At 60.2% G+C, this 15,998-nt stretch carries 17 protein-coding genes; 5 read left to right on the top strand and 12 right to left on the bottom strand.

What is annotated here, in order from left to right; genetic code table 11:
* Positions 1 to 30: 30 nt before the first annotated feature.
* Entirely contained in the window at positions 31 to 711 is a 681-nt protein-coding gene (locus tag ACFC5L_RS04085; protein ID WP_375201555.1) for an FMN-dependent NADH-azoreductase, read from the bottom strand.
* A 156-nt stretch (positions 712 to 867) separates the two neighbouring features.
* On the opposite strand from ACFC5L_RS04085, the gene ACFC5L_RS04090 reads away from it, so the two are divergent.
* The gene (locus ACFC5L_RS04090; RefSeq protein ID WP_375201554.1) at positions 868 to 1,752 is read left to right on the top strand and encodes a LysR substrate-binding domain-containing protein; all 885 of its coding nucleotides are present in this window, start codon (positions 868 to 870) and stop codon (positions 1,750 to 1,752) included.
* Positions 1,753 to 1,759: 7 nt separating this feature from the next.
* Here ACFC5L_RS04090 and rimM read toward each other — a convergent pair whose 3' ends face one another.
* Positions 1,760 to 2,317, bottom strand: a complete 558-nt coding sequence (gene rimM, locus ACFC5L_RS04095; protein ID WP_375201553.1) for a ribosome maturation factor RimM — start codon at positions 2,315 to 2,317, stop codon at positions 1,760 to 1,762.
* Positions 2,314 to 3,555 carry a multidrug effflux MFS transporter gene (locus ACFC5L_RS04100; RefSeq protein WP_375201552.1) on the bottom strand — a complete coding sequence of 414 codons (1,242 nt, stop codon included), beginning with the start codon at positions 3,553 to 3,555 and terminating at the stop codon, positions 2,314 to 2,316. The genes rimM and ACFC5L_RS04100 overlap by 4 nt, the downstream gene beginning before the upstream one ends.
* Positions 3,556 to 3,659: 104 nt before the next feature.
* On the opposite strand from ACFC5L_RS04100, the gene ACFC5L_RS04105 reads away from it, so the two are divergent.
* Positions 3,660 to 3,947 carry a DUF4212 domain-containing protein gene (locus tag ACFC5L_RS04105; protein WP_375201551.1) on the top strand — a complete coding sequence of 96 codons (288 nt, stop codon included), beginning with the start codon at positions 3,660 to 3,662 and terminating at the stop codon, positions 3,945 to 3,947.
* 8 nt (positions 3,948 to 3,955) lie between these two features.
* A complete protein-coding gene (locus ACFC5L_RS04110) occupies positions 3,956 to 5,710 on the top strand; it encodes a sodium:solute symporter family protein (RefSeq protein ID WP_375201550.1) in 1,755 nt (584 codons plus the stop codon).
* Here ACFC5L_RS04110 and ACFC5L_RS04115 read toward each other — a convergent pair.
* Genes ACFC5L_RS04115 through ACFC5L_RS04140 form a run of 6 tightly spaced genes read right to left on the bottom strand, consistent with a single transcriptional unit; the run spans position 5,707 to position 10,469 of the window.
* Positions 5,707 to 6,975 (bottom strand): hypothetical protein, encoded by a 1,269-nt coding sequence (locus ACFC5L_RS04115; protein WP_375201549.1) that lies wholly within the window; start codon positions 6,973 to 6,975, stop codon positions 5,707 to 5,709. The two genes, ACFC5L_RS04110 and ACFC5L_RS04115, sit on opposite strands and share 4 nt — an antisense overlap.
* Positions 6,976 to 7,005: 30 nt before the next feature.
* Positions 7,006 to 8,160 (bottom strand): cell division protein ZapE, encoded by a 1,155-nt coding sequence (gene zapE, locus ACFC5L_RS04120; RefSeq protein ID WP_375201548.1) that lies wholly within the window; start codon positions 8,158 to 8,160, stop codon positions 7,006 to 7,008.
* A 24-nt stretch (positions 8,161 to 8,184) separates the two neighbouring features.
* The gene (gene arsB / locus ACFC5L_RS04125; protein ID WP_375201547.1) at positions 8,185 to 9,222 is read right to left on the bottom strand and encodes an ACR3 family arsenite efflux transporter; all 1,038 of its coding nucleotides are present in this window, start codon (positions 9,220 to 9,222) and stop codon (positions 8,185 to 8,187) included.
* A gap of 18 nt (positions 9,223 to 9,240) precedes the next feature.
* On the bottom strand, positions 9,241 to 9,687 hold the full coding sequence (locus ACFC5L_RS04130; RefSeq protein WP_375201546.1) for an arsenate reductase ArsC: 447 nt from the start codon (positions 9,685 to 9,687) through the stop codon (positions 9,241 to 9,243).
* 15 nt (positions 9,688 to 9,702) lie between these two features.
* Positions 9,703 to 10,140, bottom strand: coding sequence for an ArsI/CadI family heavy metal resistance metalloenzyme (locus tag ACFC5L_RS04135; protein ID WP_375201545.1), 438 nt, complete (start codon positions 10,138 to 10,140; stop codon positions 9,703 to 9,705).
* Positions 10,137 to 10,469 (bottom strand): ArsR/SmtB family transcription factor, encoded by a 333-nt coding sequence (locus ACFC5L_RS04140; RefSeq protein WP_375201544.1) that lies wholly within the window; start codon positions 10,467 to 10,469, stop codon positions 10,137 to 10,139. The genes ACFC5L_RS04135 and ACFC5L_RS04140 overlap by 4 nt, the downstream gene beginning before the upstream one ends.
* 170 nt (positions 10,470 to 10,639) lie before the next feature.
* On the opposite strand from ACFC5L_RS04140, the gene ACFC5L_RS04145 reads away from it, so the two are divergent.
* On the top strand, positions 10,640 to 11,353 hold the full coding sequence (locus ACFC5L_RS04145; protein WP_375201543.1) for a hypothetical protein: 714 nt from the start codon (positions 10,640 to 10,642) through the stop codon (positions 11,351 to 11,353).
* Positions 11,354 to 11,416: 63 nt separating this feature from the next.
* Here ACFC5L_RS04145 and ACFC5L_RS04150 read toward each other — a convergent pair whose 3' ends face one another.
* Complete coding sequence (locus ACFC5L_RS04150) at positions 11,417 to 12,784, bottom strand: ammonium transporter (RefSeq protein ID WP_375201542.1); 1,368 nt, start codon at positions 12,782 to 12,784, stop codon at positions 11,417 to 11,419.
* A 361-nt stretch (positions 12,785 to 13,145) separates the two neighbouring features.
* On the opposite strand from ACFC5L_RS04150, the gene ACFC5L_RS04155 reads away from it, so the two are divergent.
* Positions 13,146 to 13,478: a hypothetical protein gene (locus tag ACFC5L_RS04155; RefSeq protein ID WP_375201541.1), complete on the top strand. Its 333-nt coding sequence runs from the start codon at positions 13,146 to 13,148 to the stop codon at positions 13,476 to 13,478.
* Positions 13,479 to 13,602: 124 nt separating this feature from the next.
* Here the strand turns inward: ACFC5L_RS04155 and ACFC5L_RS04160 are convergent, their stop codons facing one another.
* Both ACFC5L_RS04160 and creD read right to left on the bottom strand, forming a co-directional pair.
* Positions 13,603 to 14,430, bottom strand: a complete 828-nt coding sequence (locus tag ACFC5L_RS04160) for a succinate dehydrogenase iron-sulfur subunit (protein ID WP_375202347.1) — start codon at positions 14,428 to 14,430, stop codon at positions 13,603 to 13,605.
* A gap of 37 nt (positions 14,431 to 14,467) precedes the next feature.
* Positions 14,468 to 15,907: a cell envelope integrity protein CreD gene (gene creD / locus ACFC5L_RS04165; protein WP_375201540.1), complete on the bottom strand. Its 1,440-nt coding sequence runs from the start codon at positions 15,905 to 15,907 to the stop codon at positions 14,468 to 14,470.
* Between the last annotated feature and the right edge of the window lie 91 nt (positions 15,908 to 15,998).

A 15,998-nucleotide genomic window follows, 5' to 3' on the forward strand; every position in this document is an offset into this window, starting at 1 on the left:
CAGATGGCACGCGGAACGCCGGCGCACAAGCTAGGAGGCGAACGCCGGTTCTGCGCGGCCGTAACCGAGTAGGCGCGAGGAAAGTTCCGCAACGAGGCCCGGGATCGCCGCGAACGCGGCTTCCTTCGATGCGCGGTGTCGCTCGTCGCCGAACTCCTGGTATTCGATGCCCACATGGCGGATGTGAGCCGCGCCAAGATATTTGGCGCAGGTCCGGATATGCGGCACGAGGTGCCCGGCGCTTTCGTTGAGTTCTCCCGGTGCAAAACCGAATTCGCCGCTCGACGTCAGCACCGCCAGCATTTTACCGTTCATAATGGGCTCGAGCGGCTGGTCGCCGCGAGCGAGGTCGAACGAAAACGTCTTGTTGATGCGGATCACCTGATCGAACCACGCCTTCAGGGCGGCGGGCATGCCGTAATTATACATCGGCGTCGCGATTATGATGAGGTCGGCGGCCTCAAGCTCGCCTATCAATTCATCCGACAGTGTCAGCGCGGCTTTTTGCTCCTCGCTGCGCTCGCCCTTTTCGAACGCCGCGGCGAGGAAGGCTTGCGAAAGCGCCGGGGGCGGCGAGACGCCGACATCACGGGCGATCAGCCGGTCCTGCGGCCGCAAGGTGCGCCATTCGTCGACGAAGCGGTCGGCGAGGGCGCGGGTCAGGGAGGATGATGTGTTGGCGCTGGCGTCCAGTCTCAAAAGCGTGGGCATGTCGCGGCTCCGTTCGTCGGCCGGGCGGCCCCGGCGGAGATTGATGTTGAAAGTCACCATACATCTGGTGATGGTGAATAAATGTAATTAAAATCAATGCATTACAAAGGATAAATAATCATCGATAGATGAATAAAATTCATCTATAAAATAACCATGTTCGGGAAAATGCCATCGCCGTCGGCGCTGCGCACATTTGAAGCGGCGGCGCGCCTCGGCAGCTTCAAGGCCGCCGCCGAGGAGTTGAGGGTGACGCCGACGGCGGTGTCGCATCAGGTGCGCGGGCTCGAAGAGGCGCTGGGGATTGCGCTGTTTGCGCGGCGCCCGCGCGCGGTTGCGCTGACCCAATCCGGCGAGGTGCTGGCCGCCGCTGTCGGCAGCGGCCTGTTGCAGATCAGGCAGGCGCTGGAGCGCATCGCGGCGGCGCAGGCCACGCTTACGGTGACGACGACGCCGGCTTTCGCCGCGCTGCGGTTGGCGCCGCATCTGCCGGCGTTTTATGCGCGCCATCCGGACATCAGCGTGCAATTGCTCACCGGCGCCGAGCCGGTGGATTTGCGCCGGGAACGGCAAGTCGATATTGCGATCCGGTACGGACATGGTCCGTATCCGGAGCTTCATGTGGTTCCGTTGCTGGGCGAAACGTTCGGTGCTTATGGCGCGCCCGGATTGGTTGAGACGTTTGGTTCTTTCAAGGACGCGCCGCTGTTGGCGACGCGCTGGCGCCGGCCGGTCTTGAAAGATGTTTCCTGGGAACGCTGGCTCGCCGCTGCGAACGAAGAGGCGTCGGACTTGCGCGTCGTGATGTTTGACGAGGAATATTACGCGCTTCAGGCCGCCATCGCCGGGCAGGGGCTGGTGCTGGCGAGTTCCGCGCTGGCCGGCGACATGGTGGCGCGAAGGCTGCTTGCGCCCTATCGTCCGGAAATACGGCTTCAAGGCGCGGAATATGCTGCGCTATGCCTGCCGGAGCGTTTTGAGGCGAAGCGCGTTCGCGATTTCATGCGCTGGCTGGAGGCGCATTTGAATAAGGCCGGTTAGGCCGCCGTTAGCCGGCGTTTTCGTCTTCTGACTCGATCTTTTCGCGCAGGACGGTGACGCGCCGTTGCGCAAGACTGACGGCCGGAACCGCTTCTTTCGTAAATGGCACGAGCCTCACGCCTTTAACGCCCGGAATAGCGCCAAGCTCCAGCAAATCGCCCGCCCCGAAATTATAGACGGCTTTGACCACACCCATGGGGGCGCCGGTTTCGTCAAAGGCTTTCAGGCCGACCAGATCGTCGAGATAGAATTCGTCTTCTTCGGGCGCCGGCAAAACGTCCCGGTTCACATAAAGGCTCACGCCTTTCAGGGCTTGGGCGTCTTCGCGGCTTTTGATTTCCGGCGCGCTGGCGATGACGAAGCCGTCGGTGAGAATCTTGACGATTTTGAGTGTGAAGCTTCGCACGCCGTCTTCGGTTGAGACGGGGCCATAGGCGGCGACGCCTTCCGGCGATTCGGTGAAGGTCTTGATTTTGGCGTGGCCTTTGACGCCGTGTGCGCCGGCGAAAGCGCCCAGGCAGACGCGTGTGTTGACGCGGGCGTTAGCGTGAGCATCGCTGCTCATTCAGCAGGTTCCGGTTCATGCTCGCCGACGCCGAACAGTTTGCCGTTTTCGGTCCAGGTGATGAGCGCAGAGCCAATGAGGCCAAGAACAACGAAACCGATAACCATCGGCGTTGTCGTGCCGTTAAATTGCGCGCCGATGATCCCGCCAAGAAGCCCGGCGATTGTGGTGCCGGCAAAGCCGTTGATCGCGGCCGCCGATCCTGCATTGTGGCCCATGGGCTCCATTGCGAGCGCCGTGGCGTTAGGGCCGATAAAGCCCATGCACAAAAATGACGCCATCATGCAGGCGGTGAAAATGGGCAGGCTTTCTCCGATGGTCGCCAGCGCCAGCAAGTGCAGAACATTGGCGCCGATAAAGACCAGCATGGCGCCATGAGAAAGCCGGCGCATCCCGAAGCGTGAGACAAGACGCGAATTGGTGAGTGTCGAGATGGCAAACGCGCTGGCGATCACGGCGAAGACAAGCGTGAACTTGTCGCCGAGTTTGAAGACGTCGACGAAAACCTGCTCGGCAGAGCTGATATAGCTGAATACGGAGCCGAAAAAGCACGCCGCCGCCAGCGTATATCCAATGGAAATTTTGTTCGTCACAAAGAGGAGGTAGGACGCGATGATCGGCTGAAGGCGCAAGGGTTTGATATCTTCCGGCGCCATGGTTTCAGGCAGGCGGAACACCGCCCAGATCGCAAATAATGCGCCGAAGACAAGAAGCGCGATGAAGATCCAGCGCCAGGGCGCAGCAAACAGGATAAGTTGTCCGATTCCCGGCGCAAGGATCGGCGCCGCCATGAATATAGTGATTGCGAGCGACATGACCTCCGCCATGCGCCGGCCGGAACATTGATCGCGCACAATCGCCACGGCGGCGACCCGCGTAGCGGCGGTGGCGACGCCCTGAAACGCGCGCGCCGCGAGAAACAATGTGAAGGAGGACGCAATAATCGACAGCACCGAACCGGCCGTGTATCCGGCGAGCGACCACAACAGGACGCGCTTTCGCCCAAAGCGGTCGACAATAGGCCCGAAGAACAATTGAGCGATCCCATTGGCGAGAACATAGACGATAATGATCAGCTGGCGGTCATTGTCATGGGCGGCGCCGAGCTCATCGCCGATGATCCCCAGCGCCGGCAGCATGATGTCGACCGCAAGCGCATTCAGCGCCATCGACGCGGCGACGATGGCGACCAGCTCCCAGAAGGGAAGGCGGGGTTTGTCTTGCGCCGCTTGGGTCATAAGCGGGGACTACGCGGGCGCAAGCCATTTGGCAATAAGCAAGGGGATAGGAGTTCCCGGGAAACCTGATTAGGTTTCCCACTCCCGAATGGGAGGGAGGTCCAATGACAGAAAATAATCAGAATATGGGCGACACGACAGATACGCGCGCGAAGGCCTATTGGCGGGAGAATGTGAAACTTCTCCTGATCTTGCTCAGCGTCTGGTTCGCTGTTTCCTTCGGCGCTGGGGTGCTCTTTGTTGATGCGCTGAACCAAATTCACCTTGGCGGCTTCAAGCTGGGTTTCTGGTTTGCGCAACAGGGATCCATCATCGTCTTCGTTGTGCTGATTTTTGTTTATGCAGCGCGGATGAAAGAAATTGACCGGCGTTTCGGCGCGCATGAGGAGTAGTCGATCTCATGGACGCGCAGTTTCTCACTTATCTTTTCGTTGGCGCATCCTTCGCGCTCTATATCGGCATCGCCATCTGGTCGCGGGCGGGGTCTACGTCGGAATTTTATGTGGCCGGCGGTCACGTCCATCCTGTCGCCAACGGCATGGCGACGGCCGCCGACTGGATGAGCGCCGCATCGTTTATTTCCATGGCGGGGATTATCGCTTTCGCGGGCTATGACGCGAGCGTCTATTTGATGGGCTGGACTGGCGGTTATGTCTTGCTCGCGCTGTTGCTGGCGCCTTACTTGCGCAAATTCGGACAGTTCACCGTGCCGGATTTTATTGGCGAGCGTTACTATTCAAAAACGGCGCGGGTCGTCGCCGTGATCTGTCTGATTGTCGTCTCCTTCACCTATATTGCGGGGCAAATGCGCGGCGTCGGCGTCGTTTTTTCTCGCTTTCTGGAAATGCCCATAGAATGGGGCGTTGTAACGGGGATGGGCGTTGTCTTTTTCTACGCCGTGCTGGGCGGTATGAAAGGCATCACCTATACGCAGGTTGCGCAATATTGTGTCCTTATCTTCGCCTATCTCGTCCCGGCGATTTTCATTTCCATGCTGATTACCGGCAATCCGGTCCCACAATTAGGGCTCGGCGCCAATGTCGCCGGAGAAAGCATCTCGGTTCTGGACAAGCTCGACGGCGCCCTTCTCGATCTCGGATTTTCCGCGTTCACGGCGGGAACGAAATCGACGATTGATGTCTTCGCAATCACGCTCGCCCTCATGGTGGGGACGGCGGGCTTGCCGCATGTCATTGTGCGTTTTTTCACCGTGCCGCATGTCGCCGATGCGCGCATGTCGGCGGGCTATGCGCTTGTCTTCATCGCCATCCTTTATACAACGGCGCCGGCCGTCGGCGCTTTTGCGCGCCTCAACTTCATCGACAGCGTGCATGAGCAGTCCTACGCCGAGGCGCCGGGTTGGGTGAAAAGCTGGGAGGGGATCGGCCTGATCGCGTGGCTCGATAAAAACGGCGACGGCGTCATTCAATATGCGCCGGGCGCGCCCTTCGACGGACGGGCGGAGTTTACCGGTGAAACAGGCTCCAGCGGCGAACGGCTTGTCGCCAATGCACCGACGGAGAACGCTAATGAAATCTCCGTTGACCGTGACATCATGGTGCTCGCCAATCCGGAAATCGCCGGACTGCCGGGTTGGGTGATTGCGCTGGTGGCCGCGGGCGGCGTTGCGGCGGCGCTGTCAACGGCGGCGGGGCTTCTCCTCGTGATTTCAACGGCGATCAGTCATGATCTGTTGAAGAAAACATTCCGTCCACAGATTACGGAGAAAACGGAATTGATGACGGCGCGGGGCGCGGCGGCTGCGGCGATCCTCGTTGCAGGCTATCTCGGGATCAATCCGCCCGGCTTTGTGGCGCAGGTCGTGGCGCTTGCCTTCGGTCTCGCCGCCGCATCGCTTTTCCCGGCGATTCTCATGGGCATCTTTTTCAAGCATATCAATCGCGAAGGCGCGGTTTCGGGGATGCTTGCAGGGCTCGTCTTCACCCTCTCATACATCATCTATTTCAAATCGCCCTGGTTCGGCGCGGTCAATGACGCCGATCACTGGCTGTTCGGCATCTCGCCGGAGGGGATCGGCGCCATCGGCATGATGGTGAATTTCGTTATGGCCTACGCGGTGTCCCGCTTCACGGCGCCGACCCCGGCAAGCGTGCGCGCCATGGTGGATGCAATCAGAATTCCGGAGAACGGTTAGTCGTCGAGGCCGGCGGCCTCAAGCGCGCGTTCTCTGTCGCCATCCGAGCCAATTCCTTCGGCCGCTTTGATGTAAGCCTCGCGCAAGGCGTCGTCGTCTTCGATCATATCCGAAAAGGCTTCAAGAGCGAGGCGGCGGTCATGATCGGAGCCGATATCTTCACTCGCAGCGATCAGCGCGAGTTTTATCTCCGTTGAAAGTCCATTGACGCCAGCGGCTTCTTCCAGCGTCAGGCGCTGATCGTGATCGGAAGAAAGCGCGCCGAAGGCATTGAGCCAGGCGGTTGCCGCAAGATCGTCCTTCGCGAGGAACGGCGCCGTGTCGCTCAGGATGAGGCGCAGATCATGATCGCTGTCGATGCGGTCCCCGATTGTATCAAGCAGGCGCGCCGCCGCTTTCGAGGTCAGGCCGTCCTGTTCCAGCAGCGCTTCACTGGCGCGGCGCAAATCATGATCGCTTTCAAGGCGCTCCATCAGGCCGATGGCGAGGCTGATCGAGCTGTCGTTAAGATCGCGCTCAGAGACGCTCTCGATCAGTCGGCGCAGATCGTAATCGCTTTCAATACGCGACGCCGTCTCAAGCAGCATCGGCATCTCATCGGCGCCGATCTCTTCATTCTCCAGCACCGCATCGAGCGCTACGCGCAAATCATGATCGCCCTCGATGTTTTTCAGGGATTTCAACAGCCATTGAACCTCGCCATTGTCGAGATCGGCCTGTTGCGTCAGTTCAGTGATGTAGCGAAGGCGTGCATGATCACTGTAAATATTATCGATCTTTTCGAGCACCGCCGCCGGACCGCCGCTCTTGAGCAGGATTTCAACGCGTTCTTCAGCCTTGGCGCCGCTGGCTTCGAGAAAGGCGATGAGGAGCTTTTTCTTGGCGATGGCGTTGTCGGGGTTTTCATCCTGCTTGTCGCCATCGAGATAGTAGACGCTCGTAACCTCGTCGCCGTCCGGTTCATAGACGACCCGTTCGTCGCGCCCCTGCCATTCCCGGGTGATCTCCAGCTTGTGTTCCAGCGAAGAGATATCGTCGCCATCCTCGTTCAGTTCATACTCGCCGCGCCAGGACGCTTCGAGATCGAGCCCGTCCTGTTTCAGCGCAAAATTGCCTTTATCGCCATGCACGACATGGCGCACGCCTTCATCATCATCGATTGTGATGTTCACGCCGCCGTCGCCATCGCCGAAAGCGGAGGCGTAAACGGCGGCGAGGATGATGGCGCCTACGATCAGGGCGCCGAGCGTGCTGAGGCGGTTCATGGGACCGGTCCCTTTCTGGCTGTCTTGATCTTAGCTGGACTGGCCTGCGGAATCCATCGCCGCGCCGAGATAGTCTGCGGTGCGCATTTCCATCAGGCGCGAGGCGGTGCGCTCGAATTCGAAAGCGCCATGGCCCTCTGTGTAAAGCGCCTCGGGCTCTGCGCCGGCGGAACAGACAAGCTTCACCTTGGCGTCATAGAGGGTGTCGATCAGCGTTGAGAATCGTTTCGCTTCATTGCGCTGCGCTGGCCCCATAACCGGAACATGGTCGAGGAAGAGCGCGCCATAACGCCGCGCAAGGGCGAGATAGTCGCCCGCGCCCAGCGGTTTTTCACAAAGGTCCGAGAACTCGAACCGGGCGGCGCCGCGCGCGGTGCGCGGAACATGGAGCTTGCGGCCCTTCATCTGGATGTCCTCGCTTCGCTCATGGGCGCCGCTGATCATGTTGTTCCAGGCGAAGTCCATGGCGGTGTCCGCAGCGGCGCCAAGAGGCGTCAGATAGACGGGCGCCGAGGTGAGTTTTGCGAGGCGGTAATCGCGCGCCGACTGCATCTCGAAAACATCGAGGCGCGATTTCAAGAGCGCGATGAAGGGCAAAAAAAGCTGCCGGTTCAGCCCGTCCCGGTAAAGGTCGTCGGGCGCGCGGTTCGACGTGGCCACGATCACGACGCCGCGCTCGAAGAGAGATGTAAAAAGGCGTCCGAGGATCATGGCGTCGGCGATGTCAGTGACGTGAAACTCGTCAAAGCAAAGCAGCAGCGCCTCACGCGCCAGGTCATGGGCGACCGGCGGCATGGGGTCGTCGGGGGAGGCGCGGTTATAGGCTTTGTGCTTTTTCTTTTCCGCCTCGGGCAGGGCGCGCCATTCGGCGATGCGCTCATGAACCTCGGCCATGAATTCGTGAAAATGGACGCGGCGCTTTTTTGCAAAACCCGTATTGTTGAAGAAGATGTCCATGAGGAGGGTTTTGCCGCGCCCGACGCCGCCCCAGAGGTAAAGCCCTTTTGGCGGCGTATTCTTGAAGCCAAACCAGCCTGCGATGCCTCCATTGGCCGGTCCCGAATAGGATTGCAGCGCGTTATGAAGCGCCTGCAGCCGGTCCGCCGCTTCTTCCTGCGCCGGATCGGGGGTCAGCGCGCCCGATTCCAAAAGCGCCTCATATCGCGGGCGCGGTCCCTTGCTCATGTTCGCGCTATATCGCGGCTCGCGTCACTGGTCGAGGGCGTCGCCGGCTGGAAAATGACGCCTGGTCGCGTTGGCAAAGGCGACGAGCGAAAGCATGACCGGCACTTCGACAAGCACGCCCACGACCGTGGCGAGGGCTGCGCCGGAATTCAGGCCGAAGAGGCTGATGGCGACGGCGACAGCCAGTTCGAAAAAGTTTGACGTGCCGATGAGCGCGCAGGGCGCGGCGATATTGAAGGGGATCCGCCACGCCCATGCGGCGGCGTATGCGGCGGCGAACACCCCGTAAGACTGTATGAGGAGAGGGACGGCGATCAGCGCGATGATGAGCGGGCGCTCAAGAATAACCCCGCCCTGAAAGCCGAAAAGCAGAACCACCGTCGCCAGCAGGCCGACGATTGAATAGGGTTTAAGCTTGCCGGTGAAGCTTGCGACGGCCGTTTCGCCGCCTGCGCGTAAAAGCGCCGACCGTGTTGCGACGCCGGCGATCAGGGGGATCACCACATATAAAGCCACTGACAGGATCAGCGTTTCCCACGGCACCGCGATGTCCACGACGCCGAGCAGGAAGGCGACGATCGGGGCGAAAGCAAAGACCATGATGGCGTCATTCACGCTGACCTGCGCCAGCGTGTAGGTGGGATCGCCCCGGGTGAGTTGTGACCAGACGAACACCATCGCCGTGCAGGGCGCGGCGCCCAGCAGAATGAGGCCGGCGATATAGCTCTCCGCATCTGCGGGCGGAATAAAGCCGGCGAAGACATGTTTGAAAAACAGAACGCCAAGCCCGGCCATGGTGAATGGTTTGATGAGCCAATTCACAACAAGCGTGACGACAAGCCCCTTTGGCCGGTCGCCGATCCGCCTGAGGCTGGCGAAATCAACGCCGATCATCATCGGAAACACCATGGCCCAGATGAGGACGGCGACGACGAAGTTCACATTGGCCGCCTGCCAGGAGGCGAGCGTTTCAAAAAGGCCGGGCCACAGCTTTCCAAGCCCGATGCCGGCGGCGATGCACAAGGCGACCCAGAGGGACAAATATCTTTCGAATACGGACACAGGACCGGCCTCTTCTGTCTAGGCGTCAGGCTGCGATAAAAAGCCGTCTATCGCGGCGCGAATGTCGGCGAAGACGGTTTCAAAGGCGGCGCGTTTCGCTGTGTTGTCGCCTTCAGCGGCGGCGGGATCGGGAAAACTCCAGTGAAGTTTCCGCGGGGCCTTACCGCTCTTTGTCGGCCAGATGGGGCAGGTTTCCCCGGCGGCGTTGTCGCAAACGGTCACGACTGCATCCATGACGGGCGCGCCCGCTGCGGCGAATTCGTCCCAACTTTTGGACCGCGCCGCGTCCGGCGGTGCGACGTCATGCGCCGCCAGTGTTTCCAAAGCGAAAGGATTGACCTTTCCCGTCGGCGTCGACCCGGCGGAGAAGGCGCGCCAGGCGCCTTTCCCCGCGTGGTTCATGTAAGCTTCGGCCATGATCGATCGGGCCGAATTGCCTGTGCACAGAAACAGGATGTTTTTCATGACGCCAGCGCCGGGCTAGACGTTCGGCGCGCAGCAGCCGGTCGCCGCTTCCTTGGCGTTCACAACCTGCGGCGCGGTGGCGCCATAGACCTCGCTGTCGCCAAAGGAGTGGAAAAGCTCCCAGACCGTGCCTTGCGGATCGTGCGACCAGTATTTGTCGCTTCTCGCGTAGCAGCAGGTGGCGTTTTCCTCCTGAACAAGCGGCGCCGTGGCGTCGCGCATCCGCGCAGCGACGCTTTCAAGCGCCTCATTTTGATCGACCGAAACGCCCACATGATCGAGGCCCGGTTTGCCGCCGCGGGCGGAGACCGCCACATTGGCGGCGGGGTCGTCCAGCAGCCATTTGGCGTAATCGTCCTCGCGGCGGGCCGGTTCGGCGCCGAAAAGGGCGGTGTAATATTTGATCGATCCCTCAAGATCGTCGGTGCGGATGTGAAGATGCAGGCGTTTCATGAGGCGTTCTCCTTGATGACGACATAGGGCCCGCAAAGGCGGCGGTCGCCGCCGCAGCAATCCGCCAGCAGATAGTCGATCAGCTCGCGGATGCCGCCATAATCAGCGGCGTAGATGACGCGTCGCCCGTCCTTGCGGGAGTTAATGAGGCCGGACCTTTCCAGTTCTTTCAAATGAAAGGACATGGTCGGGGCCGGGAGGTTAAGCGCATCCGCGATTTCACCTGCGGCGGCGCCTTTGGGCCCGGCTTTGACCAGCATTTTGATCGTTTGAAGCCGCGCATGCTGGGCAAGGGCTGAAAAAGCCTGGGTTGCAGTCTCTATTTCCATACTTCCATAATAATAAAATTATAGAACCATGCAAGCGTTAATTTTTGCTGGCTGGTCAAAGGTCAACTCTCTCATGGCGCTGCGGCGGCGAAATCAGGCTTTTTCTTATCGCGAAGCAGCGTAGGCTTTTCCGGCCTTTTCTTTTCCAGCCTTGCTCCCGGATACGCCCGTTGCCCTATCGCACGCTCAGCGCCGCCCAGGTCATCGACACGATTGACGCCCTCTCGCGCCGGATCACAGAGCGTTTTCCGGGGTCCGGCCTCCACAATGTGTCTGACGAGTTGTCTGCGGTTGCGCGCCGCTGTGCGGCGGAATCGGAGCGCCTGCGCGATCCGGTGATCCCGATCCGGGTTTCCGTCTATTCAATCTGGGTTCTCGGCGCCGCCGCGCTCTCCTGGATCGCCCTCACCCTGCATTACGATGAAATGGAGTTTGAAGCGGCGAGTCTCGTTCAGGTTCTGGAGCCGGCCATGAACATTGCGGTTCTGGTCGGGCTCGGCGTGGTGACGCTCGGCCGGCTCGAAGAGCGCTGGAAGCGGGCGAAGGCCCTCGACTATCTCCACGAGCTGCGCTCGATCGCCCATGTGGTCGACATGCACCAGCTGACGAAAGATCCCTATCGGCGTCTGTTGCCGGCGACCGCGTCCTCGCCTGATGTCAGCCTGCAGGGCCCGCTGCTCGAGCGTTATCTTGATTATTGTTCGGAGATGTTGTCGCTGACGGGCAAGCTTGCCGCGCTGTTTGCGCAAAGCTGCCGCGATCCCGAAGTCGTCGCCGGCGCCGGTGATATTGAACAGCTGACTACAGCCCTGTCGCGCAAGATCTGGCAGAAAATCATGGCGTTCTCCCGTTACGAAAGTGTGGCCGAAAACACTGCTCCGTAAACGGAAGAACCCGGCGGTCTTTCGGCCGCCGGGCTCCGTGGGGCTTGCATGCCTGCGCTTGCGCTATTCGGCAGGATGCAAGGGACGTGGGGTCTCCGAGAAATCGGGCCATGCAGGCGCGCCGATTTCTGAATCGTCGAGACCCTTGTCTTCTTCCTCAGCGCTCGCCCGGATTCCCACAATGATCTTGAGAAGGAACCAGAGAACAAGGCTGACCGTAAAGACGAAGACGGCGTTGGCGCCGATGCCGACAGCCTGGCCGATATAAGTGGCGTCGGAGTTTGTGAACGGAACGATGATCGTTCCCCACATGCCGCAGAAGAGGTGCGCGGGAATAGCGCCCACCACATCGTCGATGCGGAGATTTTCAAGCAGCGGTGTAACGACAAAGATGATGACGCCGCCCACGGACCCGATTAGCGCCGCCTGCCAGATGGCTGGCGCCAGCGGTTCGGCGGTAATGGAGACAAGGCCGCCGATCGCGCCGTTCAAGGCCATGGAAAGGTCGATCTTGCGCTTCAGGAAGGTGCAAAGAACAACCACCGTGATGACGCCTGTCGCCGCCGCCATGTTGGTGTTGACGAAGATGTTGGAAACATCGATGGCGTCGGTAAGGGATCCCAGCGCCAGCTGTGAACCGCCGTTAAAGCCGAACCAGCCGAGCCACAGAATGAAAACGCCCAGCGTCGCCAACGGCAGGGAAGAGCCGCGAATGGTGTTGATCTGGCCATTCGGTCCGTATTTGCCGCGACGCGGTCCGAGCGCCAGCGCGCCCGCAAGCGCCGCCCAGCCGCCGGTGGCGTGCACCAGCGTCGACCCGGCGAAATCGGAGAAGCCGTAATTGGCGTCAAGCCAGCCGCCGCCCCATTCCCAGGACGCCTGGATCGGGTAGATGAGCCCGGTCAGAACCGCCGTGAAGATGAAGAACGGCCACAGGCGAACGCGTTCGGCCACGGTGCCGGAAACGATGGACGCTGCGGTTGCAACGAACACCATCTGGAAGAACCAGTCCGACGATGCTGAATAGCCGGTGTCGAGCGCCGCCGAATCGTCAGCCGCCCACAGGGCGAGCGTGCCGATATAACCGCCTTCCTCAACGCCGTAGATGATGTTGTAGCCGATCAGCCAGACCATCACAGTCGCAATAGCGTAAAGCGTGATGTTCTTCAGGCAGATCGTTGCGGCGTTTTTGGAGCGCACCAAACCCGCCTCGAGCATGCAAAAGCCCGCCGCCATGAACATGACCACCATGCCCATGATAAGAAACAGCAATGTGTTGAAAACGAAGACTGTGTCCGGCGCCGGGGTTGTCGCCGCCGCCTCCACAACCGTTTCGACGGCTTCCGCCGCTGCGGGCTCCTGCGCGACTGCGCCCCCCGCTAACATCGCCGCCCCCATGACGGCGAAAAGAATGTATTTTATTTTTGTCATACCAGCCCCTCGCTAGAAACGCGCTGGCCGGAAATCATCCGTACAAAGATGAGAACGTCAGACAGCGCAATCTGTTCGTACGGGAATGATGAGCAAAAGATTTTCGCATTGCAACAAAGCATTAATGATTTTTGCGCGCGCGTCGCTAAAATAGCCAAAATAGTCGAAAAGAAGGGAATTATATGCTAAACTTATAACAGAAACCTCCGAATTTCGCAGGGTGCTATGTTGTGGTGCAACAATTGGGTTGCGAGCGGCGCGTCGCGCCGTATAGAATTTTGAAAAGCGCAATAATGACAGGCCGGAGATTGGTTAGTACGCCGATCAAACGGCGCGCTGGGCGCTTCATGGCGCGGTCTGGGTGGCCGACGCCGTGGGACGTGACGGGTGTGAAGAGGGGTTTATGGAAGAACAGGATGTGGCGGCCCGCCTGGCGCAGGATGTGGAGGCCAACATGGCCTATCTGCAGATTGGCGGTCTCGCAGCGACGCTCGCCCTTGCGGTGATTGGCGTTGTGTTGTCGATGCGCGCTTATGCGGTGTTAAGCGAGGCGCGCGCGCTTTACTGGCAGGCGAGTGCGCTTGCATCCGAAGCGTTGAGTGAAGGCAGCGGCCGCTCGGCGCGGGCGGCGGCGATTCGCGCATCTGGCTCCAAGAAAAAAATCAAATCAAACCGCGTTCGCGGCGTGATGTGATGACGTCTGGTGCGTCGCATCTGACAGGCGCGGCGGTCCGGCAGGTCTGATTGCGAACGCGATACGCTTAATCAAAAAATTCGCCGACTGGTCCGAAATGCCCGGAAAGGTCGGGCGCAGTCACCTAGTCCGCCTTCTGCGCGGCCGTTTTGCCGTCAGGGCGGTTCACCATCATCTTCTTGATCTCCGCGATAGCTTTCGCGGGATTGAGGTGTTTCGGACAGACTTGCGCACAGTTCATGATGGTGTGGCAGCGATAAAGCTTGAACTCGTCCTCAAGCTTGTCGAGGCGCTCATTGTCCAGCTGGTCGCGGCTGTCGGCGAGCCAGCGATAAGCCTGCAACAGCGCCGCCGGACCGAGATATTCGTTTTTGTGATCGTCGGTCTCGCCGTTCCACCAATAGGACGGGCAGGAGGTCGAACAACAGGCGCAAAGAATACACTCATAAAGCCCGTCAAGTTTTTCCCGTTCTTCCGGCGACTGGCGCCACTCGGTTTCCGGGTCCGCCGTTTTCGCCTGAAGATAGGGTTCAACATAGGCGTGCTGTTTGTAGAAATTTGAAAGGTCGGTGACGAGGTCGCGCATCACCGGCTGATGCGGCAGCGGGTAGATATGCACATCGCCGTCACCGCATTCATCCATGCCCTTGGTGCAGGCCAGCGTATTCGATCCGTTGATGTTCATGGCGCAGGAGCCGCACACGCCTTCGCGGCAGGAGCGCCGGAAGGCGAGCGTGGCGTCGGTTTCGTTTTTGATCTTGATCAGCGCGTCGAGCACCATCGACACGTTTGAGACATCGACTTCGTAACGGTCGACGCGCGGATTATCCGGCGTTGACGGATCGTAGCGATAGACATGAAAGGTGCGGGTCTCGCCCGCGCCCTCCTTGGCTTTGAAGGTCTTGCCGTTCTTGTTGACTTTGGAGTTTCTCGGCAGCGTCAGTTCGACCATCGACTTCAAGACCTTTGTGTTGTTCCCGCGATTAGCCCTACGGCTTATCGCGTCCGCCGTACCAATCAAGCTCCCGCGTGACATACATGGTGAGCGCAATCGCGCCAAACGCCGTCACGGAGCCGATGAGCAGGGCGTAATCCTCTGATTTCATGAGCAAATATATCAACCCATAAGCCCCTGAAAAGGCCGCGAGCGCGATAATCCCGCGCCAGACGCTGTGAAACACCGTCGCAGCATAGGCGCCCGAGAGGGCGACCGTCGCGGCGGCTGTCCCGGCGAAGGCTTTCTCAAAGCCCACATGTTCCGAAAAGGCGAGGACAAGGAGATAGAAGATCACCTGCGTCAGCCCGAGAAGGATGTATTGGGCCGGGTGCGCGCGGGCGCCGGTCGTCGCCTCGAACAGGAAAAAGGTGAGGAAGACGATCCCCATAAACATGAGGGCGTATTTGAGGGCCCGGTTGACTGACTGATAGGGGCTCGCCGCATCGATGAAGTTCACGCCGAAGGTTTTGCCATAGTCGAGCTGGCCGAGGCCGTCACCCGTCGTGAAACTCCGCGGCAGGTTGCGGGCGAGATAAGGGATGCGCCATTCGGCGGTGAAGCCGTCATCGCGGATGACGCGCGCATCAGGCAGATAGGCGCCCTGAAAGCTTGGATCCGGCCAGTTGGCGCGCATGGTCACATGGGTTTCCTCGCCGGCGGGCGCGAAATAAAGCGCTCCTCCGCCGGACATGGGCAGGGTCAGCTTGAACGAGAATTCCGTTTGCGGATCGGGGATCGGCGCGGCGGCGCTGATGCCCGGCTGGTTGAGACCCTCATCACCGCCCGGTCGGGCGAGGGCGGGAATGGTGACGCCGGGTTCAAACGCGGCGGCGACGTCCTTGCCATTGACGAGGAGGCGCGGCGTATCGCGTACGCCCTTCAGCGCTGCATTGGCGCCGAATTTCACCGCGATCACCGCCCGGCTCCAGTCGATTTCGGTGATCTCGCCCTGGACCCGCGGCGGGATCAGGGGGCCGAACTTGCCGCTCATGACGATGTCGGCGTCATAGATGGTCGCTTCATAGATGGAGCGCCGCCGTTGCGTGGCGTTCACTTCGGCATCGATGGACAGCGTCTTTGGCGTGAAGACAAGAAAGGTTGCATCGATAATGCTTTCGCCGTCGCTCCGCCGCTTGCCGGTGTCGATCAGGGCCGGTGCGATGATGACGGGCCCGCTGATCGCCTGTTCCCCGCCGGCGAGGCCGTAGATTTCACGTTTGACGCTGTCGGCGCGGGTCGAACGTTCGAAGACGAGCCCGTAAACGAGCATCGCCGGGACCCAGAGCATAAAAGCAAGGGCGCCGACGAGGATAAGCTTGAGGCCGAGCGAACGGTGGCGCAACGGCACATTGATTTCCATGGAAAGGACTCCCCGTAAAAACTCGCCGCCGACCCGGGATGCGGCTTTAAGGATCATAAGCGGCGCTGACATGGCGAAGGCGGGGAAACCTCAAGGCCTTTTATGGTTTACGGTTTGACGGAGCAGAAGAATTCGGCTCCGCTTTGCGGCGCTGGATCGGAGC

Origin of the sequence: Hyphococcus sp., from assembly GCF_041986965.1 — a bacterium.
GTDB lineage: Bacteria > Pseudomonadota > Alphaproteobacteria > Caulobacterales > Parvularculaceae > Hyphococcus.

Coding starts and splice junctions, on each gene's coding strand:
- ACFC5L_RS04085 (WP_375201555.1), bottom strand. CDS start 711: ATGCCCACGCTTTTGAGACTGGACGCCAGCGCCAACACATCATCCTCC.
- ACFC5L_RS04090 (WP_375201554.1), top strand. CDS start 868: ATGTTCGGGAAAATGCCATCGCCGTCGGCGCTGCGCACATTTGAAGCG.
- rimM (WP_375201553.1), bottom strand. CDS start 2,317: ATGAGCAGCGATGCTCACGCTAACGCCCGCGTCAACACACGCGTCTGC.
- ACFC5L_RS04100 (WP_375201552.1), bottom strand. CDS start 3,555: ATGACCCAAGCGGCGCAAGACAAACCCCGCCTTCCCTTCTGGGAGCTG.
- ACFC5L_RS04105 (WP_375201551.1), top strand. CDS start 3,660: ATGACAGAAAATAATCAGAATATGGGCGACACGACAGATACGCGCGCG.
- ACFC5L_RS04110 (WP_375201550.1), top strand. CDS start 3,956: ATGGACGCGCAGTTTCTCACTTATCTTTTCGTTGGCGCATCCTTCGCG.
- ACFC5L_RS04115 (WP_375201549.1), bottom strand. CDS start 6,975: ATGAACCGCCTCAGCACGCTCGGCGCCCTGATCGTAGGCGCCATCATC.
- zapE (WP_375201548.1), bottom strand. CDS start 8,160: ATGAGCAAGGGACCGCGCCCGCGATATGAGGCGCTTTTGGAATCGGGC.
- ACFC5L_RS04130 (WP_375201546.1), bottom strand. CDS start 9,687: ATGAAAAACATCCTGTTTCTGTGCACAGGCAATTCGGCCCGATCGATC.
- ACFC5L_RS04135 (WP_375201545.1), bottom strand. CDS start 10,140: ATGAAACGCCTGCATCTTCACATCCGCACCGACGATCTTGAGGGATCG.
- ACFC5L_RS04140 (WP_375201544.1), bottom strand. CDS start 10,469: ATGGAAATAGAGACTGCAACCCAGGCTTTTTCAGCCCTTGCCCAGCAT.
- ACFC5L_RS04150 (WP_375201542.1), bottom strand. CDS start 12,784: ATGACAAAAATAAAATACATTCTTTTCGCCGTCATGGGGGCGGCGATG.
- ACFC5L_RS04160 (WP_375202347.1), bottom strand. CDS start 14,430: ATGGTCGAACTGACGCTGCCGAGAAACTCCAAAGTCAACAAGAACGGC.
- creD (WP_375201540.1), bottom strand. CDS start 15,907: ATGTCAGCGCCGCTTATGATCCTTAAAGCCGCATCCCGGGTCGGCGGC.